13 protein-coding genes and 1 pseudogene are annotated in these 15,105 nt (G+C 67.1%); 5 read left to right on the top strand and 9 right to left on the bottom strand.

What is annotated here, in order from left to right; translation table 11 throughout:
• Positions 1–3 precede the first annotated feature (3 nt).
• From ACTJI5_RS09855 to hutI, 5 genes are all read right to left on the bottom strand, one after another.
• Positions 4–1,167, bottom strand: coding sequence for an acyl-CoA dehydrogenase family protein (locus tag ACTJI5_RS09855; RefSeq protein WP_440860169.1), 1,164 nt, complete (start codon positions 1,165–1,167; stop codon positions 4–6).
• A gap of 75 nt (positions 1,168–1,242) precedes the next feature.
• Positions 1,243–2,922 carry a urocanate hydratase gene (gene hutU / locus ACTJI5_RS09860; protein WP_440860170.1) on the bottom strand — a complete coding sequence of 560 codons (1,680 nt, stop codon included), beginning with the start codon at positions 2,920–2,922 and terminating at the stop codon, positions 1,243–1,245.
• Positions 2,919–3,722: an N-formylglutamate deformylase gene (gene hutG, locus ACTJI5_RS09865; RefSeq protein ID WP_440860171.1), complete on the bottom strand. Its 804-nt coding sequence runs from the start codon at positions 3,720–3,722 to the stop codon at positions 2,919–2,921. The genes hutU and hutG overlap by 4 nt, the downstream gene beginning before the upstream one ends.
• Positions 3,722–5,242 carry a histidine ammonia-lyase gene (gene hutH, locus ACTJI5_RS09870; protein WP_440860172.1) on the bottom strand — a complete coding sequence of 507 codons (1,521 nt, stop codon included), beginning with the start codon at positions 5,240–5,242 and terminating at the stop codon, positions 3,722–3,724. The genes hutG and hutH overlap by 1 nt, the downstream gene beginning before the upstream one ends.
• Positions 5,239–6,450 (bottom strand): imidazolonepropionase, encoded by a 1,212-nt coding sequence (gene hutI, locus ACTJI5_RS09875; RefSeq protein WP_440860173.1) that lies wholly within the window; start codon positions 6,448–6,450, stop codon positions 5,239–5,241. Before hutI ends, hutH begins: the two co-directional genes overlap by 4 nt.
• Before the next feature lie 29 nt (positions 6,451–6,479).
• Here hutI and ACTJI5_RS09880 point away from each other — a divergent pair, with 29 nt between their 5' ends.
• Both ACTJI5_RS09880 and ACTJI5_RS09885 read left to right on the top strand, forming a co-directional pair.
• The gene (locus tag ACTJI5_RS09880; RefSeq protein ID WP_440860327.1) at positions 6,480–7,829 is read left to right on the top strand and encodes a formimidoylglutamate deiminase; all 1,350 of its coding nucleotides are present in this window, start codon (positions 6,480–6,482) and stop codon (positions 7,827–7,829) included.
• The gene (locus tag ACTJI5_RS09885; RefSeq protein WP_058537297.1) at positions 7,826–8,503 is read left to right on the top strand and encodes a UTRA domain-containing protein; all 678 of its coding nucleotides are present in this window, start codon (positions 7,826–7,828) and stop codon (positions 8,501–8,503) included. The genes ACTJI5_RS09880 and ACTJI5_RS09885 overlap by 4 nt, the downstream gene beginning before the upstream one ends.
• Before the next feature lie 3 nt (positions 8,504–8,506).
• On the opposite strand, the pseudogene lysA reads toward ACTJI5_RS09885, so the two are convergent.
• The 4 genes and pseudogenes from lysA to ACTJI5_RS09905 form a co-directional block, all read right to left on the bottom strand.
• Positions 8,507–9,783: pseudogene (lysA, locus tag ACTJI5_RS09890) on the bottom strand (diaminopimelate decarboxylase).
• A 26-nt stretch (positions 9,784–9,809) separates the two neighbouring features.
• The gene (locus ACTJI5_RS09895) at positions 9,810–10,064 is read right to left on the bottom strand and encodes a hypothetical protein (protein ID WP_310255261.1); all 255 of its coding nucleotides are present in this window, start codon (positions 10,062–10,064) and stop codon (positions 9,810–9,812) included.
• On the bottom strand, positions 10,061–10,342 hold the full coding sequence (locus ACTJI5_RS09900; protein WP_440860174.1) for a hypothetical protein: 282 nt from the start codon (positions 10,340–10,342) through the stop codon (positions 10,061–10,063). Before ACTJI5_RS09900 ends, ACTJI5_RS09895 begins: the two co-directional genes overlap by 4 nt.
• A 243-nt stretch (positions 10,343–10,585) precedes the next feature.
• Entirely contained in the window at positions 10,586–10,852 is a 267-nt protein-coding gene (locus ACTJI5_RS09905; protein WP_440860175.1) for a hypothetical protein, read from the bottom strand.
• 387 nt (positions 10,853–11,239) lie between these two features.
• Here ACTJI5_RS09905 and kdpF point away from each other — a divergent pair, with 387 nt between their 5' ends.
• The 3 genes from kdpF to kdpB are packed head-to-tail and all read left to right on the top strand — an operon-like array spanning position 11,240 to position 15,095.
• A complete protein-coding gene (gene kdpF, locus ACTJI5_RS09910) occupies positions 11,240–11,329 on the top strand; it encodes a K(+)-transporting ATPase subunit F (protein WP_039576313.1) in 90 nt (29 codons plus the stop codon).
• Between the two features lie 13 nt (positions 11,330–11,342).
• Entirely contained in the window at positions 11,343–13,046 is a 1,704-nt protein-coding gene (gene kdpA / locus ACTJI5_RS09915) for a potassium-transporting ATPase subunit KdpA (RefSeq protein ID WP_440860176.1), read from the top strand.
• 12 nt (positions 13,047–13,058) lie between these two features.
• Positions 13,059–15,095: a potassium-transporting ATPase subunit KdpB gene (gene kdpB / locus ACTJI5_RS09920; RefSeq protein ID WP_440860177.1), complete on the top strand. Its 2,037-nt coding sequence runs from the start codon at positions 13,059–13,061 to the stop codon at positions 15,093–15,095.
• The last annotated feature ends 10 nt before the right edge of the window (positions 15,096–15,105 follow it).

Here is a 15,105-nt window from a genome sequence, read left to right on the forward strand (position 1 = left end):
GGCTCAGAAGCTCTTGGGCAGGCCGAGCGCGTGCGTCGCGACATGGCTCAGGATCAAATTCGTGCTGATCGGCGCGACCTGATAGAGCCGCGTCTCGCGGAATTTGCGCTCGATGTCATATTCCTCGGCAAAGCCGAAGCCGCCGTGCGTCTGCACGCACATGTCGGCGGCATACCAGCTCGCCTCGGACGCCAGCATCTTGGCCATATTCGCCTCGGTTCCGCCATCCTGCCCGGCGTCGAACAGGCGCGCGGCCTTGTCGACCATCTCGGCGGCGGCGGCGATCTGCACATAAGCGCGCGCGATCGGGAACTGGATGCCCTGATTGGTGCCAATCGCGCGGCCGAAGACCTCGCGGTCCTTGGCATAGGCGGTGGCGCGGTCGATGAAGAAGCGCCCGTCGCCGATGCATTCGGAGGCGATGAGGATGCGCTCGGCGTTCATGCCCGAGAGGATGTAGCGAAAGCCCTTGCCCTCCTCGCCGATGAGGTTCGCGACGGGGACCTCGAGATCGTCGAAGAACAGCTCGGTCGTTGCATGGTTGAGCATCGTGCGCACCGGGCGGATCGTCAGGCCGTTACCCTCTGCCTCGCGCATGTCGACGAGGAGGACGCTCATCCCGTCGGAGGGCTTGGCGCATTCCTCGCGCGGCGTGGTGCGGCAGAGCAGGACCATCAGGTCCGAATGTTCGGCGCGGCTGATCCAGATCTTCTGTCCGTTGACGATATATTTGTCGCCGACCCGCTTGGCGAAGGTGCGGATGCGCGTCGTGTCGGTGCCCGCGGTCGGTTCGGTGACACCGAACGCCTGCAGGCGGAGCTCGCCGCGGGCGATGGCGGGCAGATAGGCTTGCTTCTGCGCCTCCGACCCGTGTTTCAGCAAGGTGCCCATCGTGTACATCTGCGCGTGGCAAGCGCCGCCGTTGCAGCCCGAACGGTGGATTTCCTCGAGCACTGCGGTCGCCGCGCCGAGGCCGAGGCCCGACCCGCCATAGGCTTCGGGGATCAGGACCGACAGGAAACCCGCCTCGGTGAGCGTGCGGACGAACTCGGTCGGATAGATGCGGTCGCGGTCGAGCCTTTGCCAATATTCGCCGGGAAAATCGGCGCACAGGCGGCGTACCGCGTCGCGGATTTCGGGATGGCTCTGCGGCTGGGCTTCGGACATCGGCGTCTGGCTCTCCCCTGATCGTCGGGGAGAGCCTTAGGATGCGAAGCTGTTTCGGTGCAACTGAAACAAGCGCTAGATGCTCGGCAGGTCGAGACCCTTCTCGCGCGCGCAGTCGATCGCGATGTCGTAACCCGCGTCGGCGTGGCGCATCACGCCGGTGCCCGGGTCGTTCCACAGCACGCGCTCGAGGCGTTTCGCCGCTTCGGGGGTGCCGTCGGCGACGATTACCATGCCGCTATGCTGCGAATAGCCCATGCCGACGCCGCCGCCGTGGTGGAGCGACACCCACGTCGCGCCCGACGCGGTGTTGAGGAGGGCGTTGAGTAGCGGCCAGTCCGAAACTGCATCCGACCCGTCGCGCATCGCTTCGGTCTCGCGGTTGGGCGAGGCGACCGAGCCCGAGTCCAGATGGTCGCGGCCGATAACGACGGGGGCTTTGAGTTCGCCCGACGCAACCATCTCGTTGAAAGCAAGGCCGAGCCGGTGGCGGTCGCCGAGCCCGACCCAGCAGATGCGCGCGGGCAGGCCCTGAAACCGGATCTTCTCGCGCGCCATGTCGAGCCAGTTGTGGAGATGCTTGTTGTCGGGGAGCAGTTCCTTCACCTTGGCGTCGGTCTTGTAGATGTCCTCGGGATCGCCCGAGAGCGCGACCCAGCGGAAGGGGCCGATACCGCGGCAGAAGAGAGGACGGACATAGGCGGGGACGAACCCCGGGAAGTCGAACGCATTCTCGACGCCCTCGTCCTTCGCCACCTGGCGGATATTATTGCCATAGTCGGTGGTCGGCACGCCCGCGGCCTGCAGGTCGAGCATCGCCTGCACATGCACCGCCATCGATGCCTTCGCGGCCTTGGCGACCGCAGCGGGGTCGCTCTCGCGCTTCGAAAACCACTCGTCGAGGGTCCAGCCCGCGGGGAGATAGCCGTTGACCGGATCGTGCGCGGACGTCTGGTCGGTGAGCAGGTCGGGGCGGATGCCGCGGCGGACGATCTCGGGCAGGATTTCGGCGGCGTTGCCGAGCAAGCCGACCGATACGGGCTTGCCCTCGGCGTGGGCTGCCTCGATCATCGCGATCGCCTCGTCGATGCTCGAGGCCTGCTTGTCGAGGTAGCCGGTGCGCAGGCGCATCTCGATGCGGCTCGGCTGGCATTCGATCGCGAGGCAGCTGGCGCCCGCCATCACCGCCGCGAGCGGCTGCGCGCCGCCCATGCCGCCGAGCCCGGCGGTGAGCAGCCAGCGGCCGGCAAGGCTGCCGCCATAATGCTGGCGGCCCATTTCGACGAAGGTTTCGTAAGTTCCCTGAACGATGCCCTGGCTGCCGATGTAGATCCAGCTGCCCGCGGTCATCTGGCCGTACATCATCAGGCCCTTTTTATCGAGCTCGTGGAAATGGTCCCAGTTCGCCCATTCGGGGACGAGGTTCGAATTGGCGAGCAACACGCGCGGCGCATTCTCGTGCGTGCGGAAAACGCCGACGGGCTTGCCCGACTGGATGAGCAGGGTTTCGTCGCCTTCGAGCCGCTTCAGCGTCTCGACGATCCGGTCATAGCTTTCCCAATCGCGCGCGGCGCGGCCGATGCCGCCATAGACGACGAGTTCGTGCGGCGCCTCGGCGACGTCGGGGTGGAGATTGTTCATCAGCATCCGCATCGGCGCTTCGGTGAGCCAGCTTTTCGCGCTGATCTCGGTGCCCGTCGCGGGGCGGATCACGCGGCTGTTGTCGAGCCTCTGATTGAGGGGGCGGGTGGTCATGCTTTTCCTTTCGCAAAATCGAGGGTCGCGGCGATCACTTGCTCCAGCACGGGCCGGATCGCGGGATTGGAGTCGAGAGGGGACGGCCAGTTGGCGTGGGTGATTTCGGCGGGCTCGGCCATGTAACCGCGCTGCGCCAGCTCCATCTGGATCGCGTGGATGCCGTCGTCGGGCTGGCCGTAATGGCGTGTCGTCCAGCCGCCCTTGAAGCGGCCGTTGACGACATGGCTCTTGCCGCTCGCGGCGCAGATGTTCGCGACGATGGTTTCGAGTTCGGGGGCTGAGGTCGCACCGCCGTTGGTGCCGATGTTGAACTGCGGCAGCTCGCCGTCGAACAGGCGGGGGACATGGCTACGGATCGAATGCGCGTCGTAGAGGACGACTTTACCGTGCGCCGATTTCAGGCGGTCGAGTTCTTCGGCCAGTGCCTCGTGATAGGGCCGGTGGTAGGAGTTCAGCCGTTGCAAGATCTCGGCCTCGTCCGGTACATCAAAGCGATAGAGCGGATCGCCGTCGAAGGTCGTCGTCGGGCACAGCTCGGTCGTCGCCTGCCCCGGATAGAGCGAGGCGCCCGACGGATCGCGGTTCATGTCGATCACGCTGCGTGAGATGTCGGTCGCGACCAGCGTCGCGCCCCGATCGGCGGCGAAGGCGTAAAGTTCGGCGATCCACCAGTCGGTGTCGATCTGCGCATGCCAGCGCGAGACATACTGTTCGTCGAGACCCGCAAGGTCGGTGCCGCCATGCGGGAAGGCGATGACGAGCGGCGCGTCGCCGCGATGGACGCGCAGCCAGTCCATCAGCCGAGGCCCGGCAGGCTGGCGGGCACCGCGGCGACGAGGCTGCCCGTGCGGACCAGCGCGGTCGCGGCCTCCATGTCGGGGTGGAAATGGCGGTCGTCTTCGAGCGTGGGCACCTCCGCGCGCAGATGCTTGTGCGCGGCTTCGAGCGCGTCGCTCGATTTCAGCGGCGCGTGGAAGTCGATGCCCTGACACGCGGCGAGCAGTTCGATGCCGATCACCGCGCTGACATTGTCGGCCATTTCGAGCAGGCGGCGCGCGCCGTGCGCGGCCATCGACACATGATCCTCCTGGTTCGCCGAGGTCGGGATCGAATCGACGCTTGCGGGGTACGCGCGCTGCTTGTTCTCGCTGACCAGCGCGGCGGCGGTCACCTGCGGGATCATGAAGCCCGAGTTGAGCCCGGGGCGCGGGGTCAGGAAGGCGGGGAGACCCGAGAGCGCCGGATCGACGAGCATCGCGATGCGGCGCTCCGAAATCGACCCGATCTCGCACAAGGCCATCGCGATCATGTCGGCGGCGAAGGCGACGGGCTCGGCGTGGAAATTGCCCCCCGACAGCGCCTCGTCGGTGTCGGCGAAGATCAGCGGATTGTCCGAGACGCCATTCGCCTCGATGCCGAGCGTCGTCGCGGCCTGACGCAGCAGGTCGAGCACCGCGCCCATCACCTGCGGCTGGCAGCGGAGGCAGTATGGGTCCTGCACGCGCGGATCGTCGACCGCGTGCGAGGCGCGGATCGCCGATCCCGCCATCAGATTGCGCAGCGTATCGCCGACCTCGCGCTGGCCCGCATGGCCGCGCAGCGCATGGATGCGCGCATCGAACGGCGCGTCCGAGCCTTTGGCGGCTTCGGTCGAAAGCGCGCCGGTGATCAGCGCCGAGCGGAACACGGTTTCGGCGCGGAACAGGCCCGCGAGCGCATTGGCGGTAGAGAATTGCGTGCCGTTGAGGAGCGCGAGGCCTTCCTTGGGGCCGAGATCGAGCGGGGTGAGGCCGGCCTGTGCGAGCGCGTCGGCTGCCGGAACCACCTTGCCGCCGACCTCGATCGCGCCGACGCCGATCATCGCCGCCGCCATATGCGATAGCGGCGCAAGGTCGCCGCTGGCGCCGACCGAGCCCTGCGACGGGACGACCGGAGTCAGCCCCTTCGCGAGCATCGCTTCGAGCATTGCGACGGTCTCGCGCTTCACGCCCGACGCGCCCATGCCGAAGCTCGCGAGCTTCAATGCCATCATCAACCGCACGATCGGGGCGGGCGACGGCGCGCCGGTGCCCGCGGCGTGGCTGAGCACGATATTGCGCTGGAGGATCGAAAGCTCGTCGTCGGCAATGCGCACGCTCGCGAGCTTTCCGAAGCCGGTGTTGATGCCATAGACGGGCGCACCCTTGGCGACGATGCGCGCGACCGCGGCGGTGCTCGCGTCGATCGCATCCCATGCATCGGCACTCAGTTCGGCGCTCGCGCCCTCATAGATTTCGCGCCAGTCTGCGAGCGTCATGGCGCCTGGGGTGATGATCATTGTCCGTCCTTGATGCGTTGGTGAAGCGGGTTGAAGCCGATGCGGTAGACGAGCTCGGCGGGGTCGGTGACGTCCCAGATCGCGAGGTCGCACGCCTTCCCTGCTTCGAGTGTGCCGACCTCGGCGGACAGGCCGAGCGCGGCGGCGGCATTGACCGTGACGCCGCGCAGCGCTTCGACCACCGTCAGCCCGAACAAAGTCGCGCCCATGTTGAGCATCAGCAGCAGCGAGGTGGTCGGCGAGGTGCCGGGGTTGTTGTCGGTCGCGAGCGCGATGCGCGTGCCGTGGCGGCGCATCGCCTCGACCGGCGGCAATTTGGTTTCGCGCATGAAATAATAGGCGCCGGGAAGCAGCACCGCGACGGTGCCCGCCGCGGCCATCGCGCGGACATCGTCGTCGGTCGCATGTTCGAGATGGTCGGCCGAGAGCGCGCCGTGCAGCGCGGCGAGCGCGCTGCCGTGGAGCGCCGACAATTGTTCGGCGTGAAGCTTGACCGCGAGACCGTGCGCCTTCGCGGTTTCGATCACGCGCGTGCATTGCTCGGGCGAGAAGCCGATGCCCTCGCAAAAGGCGTCGACTGCGGTCGCGAGCGGCGCGGCGGCGGGGATCATCTCGCCCACGACGAGGTCGATATAGGCGTCGCTGTCGCCCTTAAATTCGGGGGGCAGGGCATGCGCGCCGAGGAAGGTTGGCTCGACGCGGACATTGCGGCGCTCGCCAAGCGCGCGCGCGGCGCGGAGCATCTTGAGTTCGTCGCCGGTCGACAGGCCGTAACCCGACTTGATCTCGATCGTGGTGACGCCTTCGGCGATCAGCGCGTCGAGGCGGGAAAGGGCGCTGGCAACCAATTGCTCCTCGCTCGCCTCGCGCGTCGCACGCATCGTCGAGACGATGCCGCCGCCAGCGCGCGCGATCTCCTCATAGCTCGCACCGGCCAATCGCATCGCCCATTCATTGGCGCGGTTGCCGCCGTGCACGAGGTGGGTGTGGCAGTCGATCAGGCCGGGGGTGATTAGCCGGCCCTTGCAATCGGTGACCTTGTGCGCGGTCGCAGGAGCGCCATCGGCCGGTCCAGCATAGACGATCCGGCCGTCCTTTGCCGCGACGACGCCATTGTCGATCAGGCCGAGGGTGTCATCGGCCATCGTTGCGATTCGGGCGTTCGTCCAGAGCTGCTCCATCTGGACAGTCTCGCGCCGATGCGCCATTATGTCTAGACATAATATGAGGACGGATGATGACTTCTCTCTGGTTCGAACGCGCATGGATCGAAAATCGCTGGGAAAAGGACGTGCGGGTGCGCCTGGTCGACGGCCGGATCGCGTCGATCGAGACCGGCGTCGCGGCCGAACGTGAGGACGATCGTCACCGCGTCGGCTTGCCGGGTCTCTGCAACGTCCACAGCCACGGGTTCCAGCGCGGCATGGCGGGGCTGTCGGAGCGGCGCAGCCGTCCCGACGACAATTTCTGGAGCTGGCGCGAAATCATGTACCGCTTCCTCGATCGGCTGACGCCCGAGGATGTCGCGGCTATCACCGCGCAGGCCTATGCCGAGATGCTCGAAACGGGTTTCACCCGCGTCGGCGAGTTTCACTATCTGCACCATGACCCGGCAGGCGCGGCCTATGCCGATCGCGCCGAGATGGCGGGTGCGATTGCGCAGGCGACTGCGGCGACCGGCATCGGTTTGACGCTGCTCCCGGTTTTCTATGCGCACGGCAATTTTGGTGCCGCTGCGCCGAGCCCGGGGCAGCGGCGCTTCCTCAACGACGTCGACGGCTTTGCGGCGCTGCTCGACGCATCGCGGCCCAAGCTCTCGGGCGACGCCAATATCGGCGTTGCGCCGCATTCGCTGCGCGCGGTGACGCCTGACGAACTCGCGGCACTGTTGGCGCTCTCGCCGACGGGTCCGGTGCATATCCACGCCGCCGAACAGGTGAAGGAGGTTGCCGACTGCGTCGCGTGGAGCGGCGCAAGACCGGTCGAGTGGTTGCTCGATAACGCCGGGGTCGACGAACGATGGTGCCTGATCCATTCGACCCACCTCGATGCGAATGAAGTCCAGCGGCTCGCCGCGAGCGGCGCGGTCGCGGGGCTGTGCCCGATCACCGAGGGCAATCTGGGCGATGGCATTTTCCCCGCGGTCGATTACCTCGCCGCGGGCGGTCACTTCGGGATCGGCACCGACAGCAATATTCTCGTCGACGCGGCGCAGGAGCTCCGCGCGCTCGAATATTCGCAGCGTTTGGCGCAGCGGGCGCGGGCGTTGCTGGCGGACGAGGCCGCGCCCTTCGTCGGCGCGAATCTGTTTGCACGCGCGGTGCAGGGCGGAGCGCAGGCGCTGGGTGTATCGGCGGGGCTGGCCGTCGGCCACGCCGCCGACATCGTCTCGCTCGACCTCGATCACCCTGCCTTTGCCGGAACCGACGATGCGACGCTGCTCGACCGCTGGATCTTCGCTGCACGCGCGGGCGCGATCGACAGCGTCTGGCGCGCCGGGGTCAAGCGCGTCGCGAACGGACGCCATGTCGACGCCGATGTCATTGACGCCGCCTATCGCGCGTGCGTCGCGCGGCTGCTCGCGTGAACCCCGCACGGCGCATCCGCGAAGAAATCGCCGCCTCGATCCAGTCGGGCGAATGGCGTCCCGGCGACCGCGTGCCGACCGAACAGGAACTCGCGGCCCGCTACGGCTGCGCGCGCGCGACGGTGAGCAAGGCGCTCGGCGAACTTGCGGCGTCGGGGCTGGTCGAACGCCGCCGCAAGGCGGGGACGTTCGTCGCGCATCCGCCGGTTCATTCGGCGGTGATGACCGTGCCCGACCTTGCCGAACTGATCGCAGCGCGCGGCGAGGCCTATCGCTGGGAGCTGGCGTCGCTCGAAACCGCCGACGCGGGCGACGACCTTGCGGGACCGGCGCTGCGCATCGAGGGTGTGCATATGGCGGCAGGCGAAGCCTTTGCGCTCGAGCGCCGCTTCATCGCGCTCGGCGAGGTGCCTGAGGCGGCGGACGCGGACTTTGCCAGGGTGGCGCCGGGAACGTGGCTGCTCGGCCATATCCCCTGGACCCAGGCGCGCCATGTGATCCGCGCTGTGAACCCGACGCGCAAGGAGGCGGCGCTATTGACGACCGGTGTGGGCGCCGCCTGCCTCGAACTCGATCGCACGACATGGCGCGCGGGTCGCGTCGTGACGCATGTGCGGCAGCTGTTTCGCGGCGACCGCTTCGACCTGGTGGCGGAATTCAACGCCGGCCCGTGACCGTTACGCGGCGCGGGTTGAGGGGGCGCCGTCGTCCATCCACGGGGCGAGCCGCTGCCGTCGGACCTGATGCGCGGCCATTCGCTCGCTGACCGTTGCGTATCGATTGTCATCGACCAGCACTTCGGGCGCGATCGCCCGGCAATTATACGTCGATGCCATCGACGCGCCATAAGCGCCGGCGGTCTGGAACATCGCAAGATCGCCCTCCTGGACCCGATCAATCTCGCGCTCTCGCGCAAAGGTGTCGCCGCTTTCGCAGATCGGCCCGACGATATTGGCCACGAACTTTTCGCCGGTGGGACGAACCGCCGCGAATTCGTGCCACGCGTCATACATCGCGGGACGCGCGAGGTCGTTCATCGCCGCGTCGACCACGACAAACGGATGGCGGGCACCCGGCTTCACCCACAACACGCGCGTCAGGAGGATGCCTGCCTCGGCCGCGATGAAGCGCCCGGGCTCGAACAGCAATGTCGCGTCCCAGTCGCGCGTGACCTCGGCGACCATCGCGCCATAGGCTTCGACATCCGCGCCGGGCAGGCCGGGGCGATAGGAGACGCCCAGCCCGCCGCCGAGGTCGACATGATAGACGCGATGCCCCTTCTGGCGCAGCGCGCGGATGAGATCGCCGATCTTGCGATAGGCGGCTTCCAGCGGCGCGAGGTCGATGATCTGGCTGCCGATATGAACCGCGAGGCCGTGGAGATCGAGGCCGGGAAGCGCCGCGAGCCGGTCATACATGGCCCGCGCGTCGTCGATCGGGATGCCGAATTTGCTGTCGAGACGGCCGGTCGTGATCTTGGCATGCGTGCTGGCATCGACGTCGGGGTTGATGCGCAGCAGGGCGGGCGCCCGTCGTCCGCGCTGCGACGCGAGCGCCGACAGCAGCTGTCCCTCGCGCTCGAGTTCCAGATTGAAGCGTCCGATCCCGGCATCGAGCGCCGCGATGAGTTCGGGCGCGGTCTTGCCGACCCCCGAATAGACGATGTGGTTCGCGGTAATCCCCGCGCTGAGCGCGCAATCGAGCTCGCCCCCCGATACGATGTCGGCGCCGAAATTCTGATCGGCGAGGACGCGAAGCACCGCGGGCGACGGGTTGGCCTTGACCGCGAACATCAGCTGCTTGCGCGGCACCTTGCCGAGCGCGGCGNGCGCCGCGTGGCGCAGCGCTTCCGCGCCGAATAGACATAGGCGGGTGTGCCGACCGCTGCGGCGATCGAGGCGAGGGGAACCGCCTCGGCATGCATTTCGCCGCCGAGCAAATGGAAAGACGACATGAAGCTAATCCTTGGATGGTGAGGGGTCAGGGTTCTTCCCGACGAGCCCGGCGCGAGGCGCGGATCGCGCCCGGCAGTTCGCGGTGGCGGCTCCGCTCGACGCGCAGCGCGAGCACGGCCTTCTTTCCTGCGAGCACGAGAAGCAGGCCGGCTGCGGCGACGAGCAGGCCGGTGATGCCGACAAGGTCGGCGCCGGCCTCGGTGGCGAGACGCGTCAGGACATAGCCCGCGCCGATGAGGGCGGTCCCGGCGGTGCGCCAGAGGAGATCGCGCTGGGTCATGACCGTCCGCGCTCCTGTTTCGCCTTGCGGTCCCACAGGACGGTGTCGGCGGCGGTTCGTGCGAGCGCCGCGCGTTCGCGCGTGTCGGCATCGGACGCCGGGCAGAGCAGCAGGTCGGCCGGATATTCGGCCTCTTCGCGCATCGCGTCGTCCGGGTCGCCCTGTTCGAAGACGAGGCCGATGGCCGGATCGCTCTGCCGCGCGGCGGCGCGGCGCGCGCTGGCGATCAGGCGCGGATCGGCGTCGATGCCGCGGCCTTCGATCGCGACGAAACCCATCGCGCGCGCGCCGGACGGCGTGGATCAGCAGCTCGCCGGCGCCGCAATCGGCATCGACGATGCGGATGCTGCGGCGCCCGCGCTTGCGCAGACCCCTGAGCTTGCGCAGCATCGCGGGCCAGCGTCGGTCCTTCTCGGCGCGGTCTTGCGCGCCTTGCACCAGCGCTCCCCACCCGCTTGTGGCGGGTGCCATCCAGACGATGCCGGCAGGGGCGATATAGGGATAATGCATGACGAGCCTCCTCAAGCCGCGCGGTCGATTGCGCATTCGTCGGGCCGCAAGGGCTCGAACGAAACGGCGGGGATCAGCGGCCGCAGCGCGGCGACGATCCGCGCGCCCGGGAGACCGCGGCACTCGGCGCGGGCAAAGGCCCAGGCGGCGGCGTGCGAAATGAACCGGCCTTCGAGCTGTCCTTTACAGCCTTGAACGAGCCAGTGGCCGGCCGCATCGCGGCCGACGAATAATATCGACCCGGCTGGGTCGGGCTCCGCGGAAATCGCAGAAATCATGGTGAGATGCTCCTTGGCTACTCAAATCGATGCCCCGAAGACCGGGACTCGATGCCCGCAATCTATTGAGCTGCGCATAGGGATTCGAGATCGAGGAATGGCGCGGGCCATTGTATTTTCATTTGTTTTCGCGGCGCGCACTCGCCTGCCCGAAAATCGGCAAAATCATATGAAAATACTATGCGAGCCGCACTTTGGGTCTCTCGAATTCAAACGCGCGCTTCACCTATTTGGGAGTCCGCAGACGACTCGTGCCACCTCCCGTGGCCGGCGCCTTGCTGGAGCAAACCCATGCAGGATCTAATCTGGGTCGGCATCATCCTCGCCCTGCTCGCCGCGAGCCTCGGCTACGCGCGCCTGTGCGACGACGCATAAGGAATGATGTCCATGACTCTCGACCTCTGGCTCGCGGGTGCCACCGCGCTCGGCCTTCTCATCTATCTCGTCGCCGTGCTCGCACGGCCCGAACGCTTCTAAGGGAGGCGAACCCATGACCTTTCAGGGATGGTTTCTCATCATCGCGTTCGTCGCAATCCTGCTCCTGCTCTGCAAGCCGATGGGCCAGTGGCTCTTCGCGCTCTACGAAGGGCGGCGGACGCCGCTACATCGCGTGCTCGGCCCGGTCGAGGCGGGCTTTTATCGCCTGTCGGGGATCGACCCCAAGGAAGAGCAGGGATGGCGCCGTTACGCGGTCCACATGCTGATCTTCAACGCGGCGCTCGCGCTCTTCACCTATGCGATCCTGCGCCTGCAGGGCGTGCTGCCGCTCAATCCGCTCGGTTATGACGGGGTCAGCGAGCATCTCGCGTTCAACACGACGATCAGCTTCACCGCCAACACCAACTGGCAAAGCTATGGCGGCGAATCGACGATGTCGAACCTCAGCCAGATGCTGGGCCTGACCATCCACAACTTCCTGTCGGCGGCGACGGGCATCGCGCTCGCTTTCGCACTGTTCCGCGGTTTCGCGCGGCGCGAGATGAAGACGATCGGCAACTTCTGGGCCGATATGACGCGCGTGACGCTCTATCTGCTGCTCCCGGTCTGCGTCGCCATCGCGATCTTCTATATCGCGAGCGGCGTGCCGCAGACGCTGGCGGGATCGGTCGACGTGACGACGCTCGAGGGGGTCAAGCAGACGCTGGCATTGGGTCCGGTTGCTTCGCAGGAAGCGATCAAGCTGCTCGGCACCAACGGCGGCGGCTTCTTCAACGCGAACAGCGCGCACCCGTTCGAAAATCCCACCGCGCTCACCAACCTCGTCCAGATGCTGTCGATCTTCGCGATCGGCGTCGGGCTCACCTGGACCTTCGGCAAGGCCGTCGGAAATCAGCGCCAGGGCTGGGCGATCCTTGCCGCGATGATGACGCTGTTCGTTGCGGGCACCGCCATCACCTATTGGCAGGAAGCTGCGGGCAATCCGATCCTCCACAACCTTGGCGCCATGGGCGGCAATATGGAAGGCAAGGAGGTTCGCTTCGGCATCGCGCAGACGGCGCTGTTCGCGGTCGTCACCACCGCCGCCTCGTGCGGGGCGGTCAACGGCATGCACGACAGCTTTACCGCGCTTGGCGGGATGATCCCGCTGTTCAACATGCAGCTCGGCGAAGTCGTGATCGGCGGCGTCGGCGCGGGCATCTATGGCTTCCTGCTCTTCGCGATCCTCGCGATCTTCGTCGCGGGGCTGATGGTCGGGCGCACCCCCGAATATGTCGGCAAGAAGATCGAGGCGCGCGAGGTCAAGCTCGCGGTGCTCGCGATCGCGGTCTTGCCGCTCATCATCCTCGGCTTCACGGCGATCGCGTCGGTCACCGAGGCGGGGTTGGCGGGGCCGCTGAACAAGGGGCCGCATGGTTTCTCGGAAATCCTCTACGCCTTCACCAGCGCCGTCGCGAACAACGGGTCGGCCTTTGCGGGCCTCACCGCCAACACGCCTTTCTATAATGGCATGCTGGGCGCCGCGATGTGGATCGGCCGTTTCTTCATCATCATCCCCATGCTGGCCATCGCGGGCGGCCTGGCGGCGAAGAAATATACGCCGGAGTCGGCGGGCAGCTTCCCGACGACGGGGCCGCTGTGGACGGGCCTGCTCGTCGGCATCGTGCTGATCGTCGGCGGCCTGACCTTCCTGCCCAGCCTCGCGCTCGGCCCCATCGCCGATCATCTCGCGATGATCAACGGCCAGCTCTTTTAAGGATCCATGCAAATGGCTCGGTCCGAAACCAAATCCCTGTTCACCGCAGAGCTGATCGTTCCGGCGATCGGTGACGCCTTCCGCAAACTCAATCCCAAAGAGCTGATCCGCAACCCGGTGATGTTCACCACCGCGGTCGTGGCGACCTTGCTGACGGTGCTGCTCGTCGTCGGTCAGGACAGCCTCGCGACGGGCTTCAAGCTGCAGCTGGTGATCTGGCTCTGGCTGACGGTGCTTTTCGGCACCTTCGCCGAAGCGCTCGCCGAAGGGCGCGGCAAGGCGCAGGCCGCCTCGCTGCGCGCCACCAAGGCCGAACTGACCGCCAAGAAGCTGAAGGGCGAAGGGAAGGCGTATGAAAGCGTTCTCGCCAGCGCGTTACGGGTCGGCGACATCGTGCTCGTCGAGACGGGCGACCTGATCCCGTCGGACGGCGAAGTCGTCGGCGGCGTCGCGTCGGTCAACGAAGCGGCGATCACCGGCGAAAGCGCGCCGGTGATCCGCGAAGCCGGTGGCGACCGCTCGGCGGTCACTGCGGGCACGCGCGTCATCTCCGACGAGATCCGCGTCCAGGTGACGGTCAATCCGGGACAGGGCTTCCTCGACCGGATGATCGCGCTTGTCGAGGGCGCCGAGCGGCAGAAGACGCCGAACGAAATCGCGCTGACCCTGCTGCTCGTCGGCCTCACGATCATCTTCCTGATCGCGGTCGGCACGATCCCCAGCTTTGCAAGCTATGCGGGCGGCAGCATTCCCGTTGCGATCCTCGCGGCGCTGTTGATCACGCTCATTCCGACGACGATCGCGGCTTTGCTCTCCGCCATCGGCATCGCAGGGATGGACCGCCTCGTGCGCTTCAATGTGCTCGCCAAGTCGGGGCGCGCGGTCGAGGCGGCGGGCGACGTCGATGTCCTGCTGCTCGACAAGACCGGCACGATCACCGTCGGCGACCGTCAGGCGACCGAGTTCCGCCCGGTCGGCGGCCAGTCGATAACGGTGCTTTCGGAGGCCGCGTTGCTGGCGAGCCTCGCCGACGAAACCCCCGAGGGCCGCTCGATCGTCGCACTGGCGCGCGAGAAGTTCGGCCAGACGATGACCGACTTGCCCGGGGGCGCCGAGATCATTCCCTTCACCGCGCAGACGCGCATCTCGGGCATCAAGCTCGCGGGCAGCGTGATCCAGAAGGGCGCGGTGGACTCGGTGCTGAAGGCCAATCCGGGTGCGGAGGCGACCGCCGCCGCGACCGAACTCCGCCGTATCACCGACGAAATCGCGCGCGCGGGCGGCACGCCGCTCGCGGTCGCGAAGGACGGGCAGCTGCTCGGCGCGATTTTCCTCAAGGACATCGTGAAGGCGGGCATTCGCGAACGCTTTGGCGAGCTGCGCGCGATGGGCATCCGCACGGTGATGATCACCGGCGACAATCCGCTCACCGCGGCGGCAATCGCAGCAGAGGCCGGAGTCGACGATTTCCTCGCGCAGGCGACGCCCGAGGACAAGCTCGAGCTGATCCGCAAGGAACAGCAGGGCGGGCGGCTCGTCGCGATGTGCGGCGACGGCACCAACGACGCGCCGGCGCTCGCGCAGGCCAACGTCGGCGTCGCGATGAACACCGGGACGCAGGCGGCGCGCGAGGCGGGCAATATGGTCGACCTCGACAGCGACCCGACCAAGCTGATCGAGGTCGTCGGCCTCGGCAAGCAGTTGCTGATGACGCGGGGGGCGCTGACGACCTTCTCGGTCGCCAACGACGTCGCCAAATATTTCGCGATCATCCCCGCGATGTTCATCGTGCTGTATCCCGGGTTGGGCGTGCTCAACGTGATGGGGCTGACCAGCCCCGAGAGCGCGATCCTGTCGGCGATCATCTTCAACGCGCTGATCATCCCGCTGCTCGTGCCGCTCGCGCTCAAGGGCGTCACCTATCGCCCGATGGGCGCGGGGCCGCTGCTTGCACGCAACCTCGCCGTCTATGGCCTTGGCGGCCTTGTGGCACCTTTTGTCGGCATCAAGCTGATCGACCTCGCGGTCGGTGGCCTGGGTCTCGTCTGAGGAAATGACA

The sequence above is a fragment of the Sphingopyxis sp. 22461 genome (genome assembly GCF_052044915.1).
Lineage (GTDB): Bacteria > Pseudomonadota > Alphaproteobacteria > Sphingomonadales > Sphingomonadaceae > Sphingopyxis.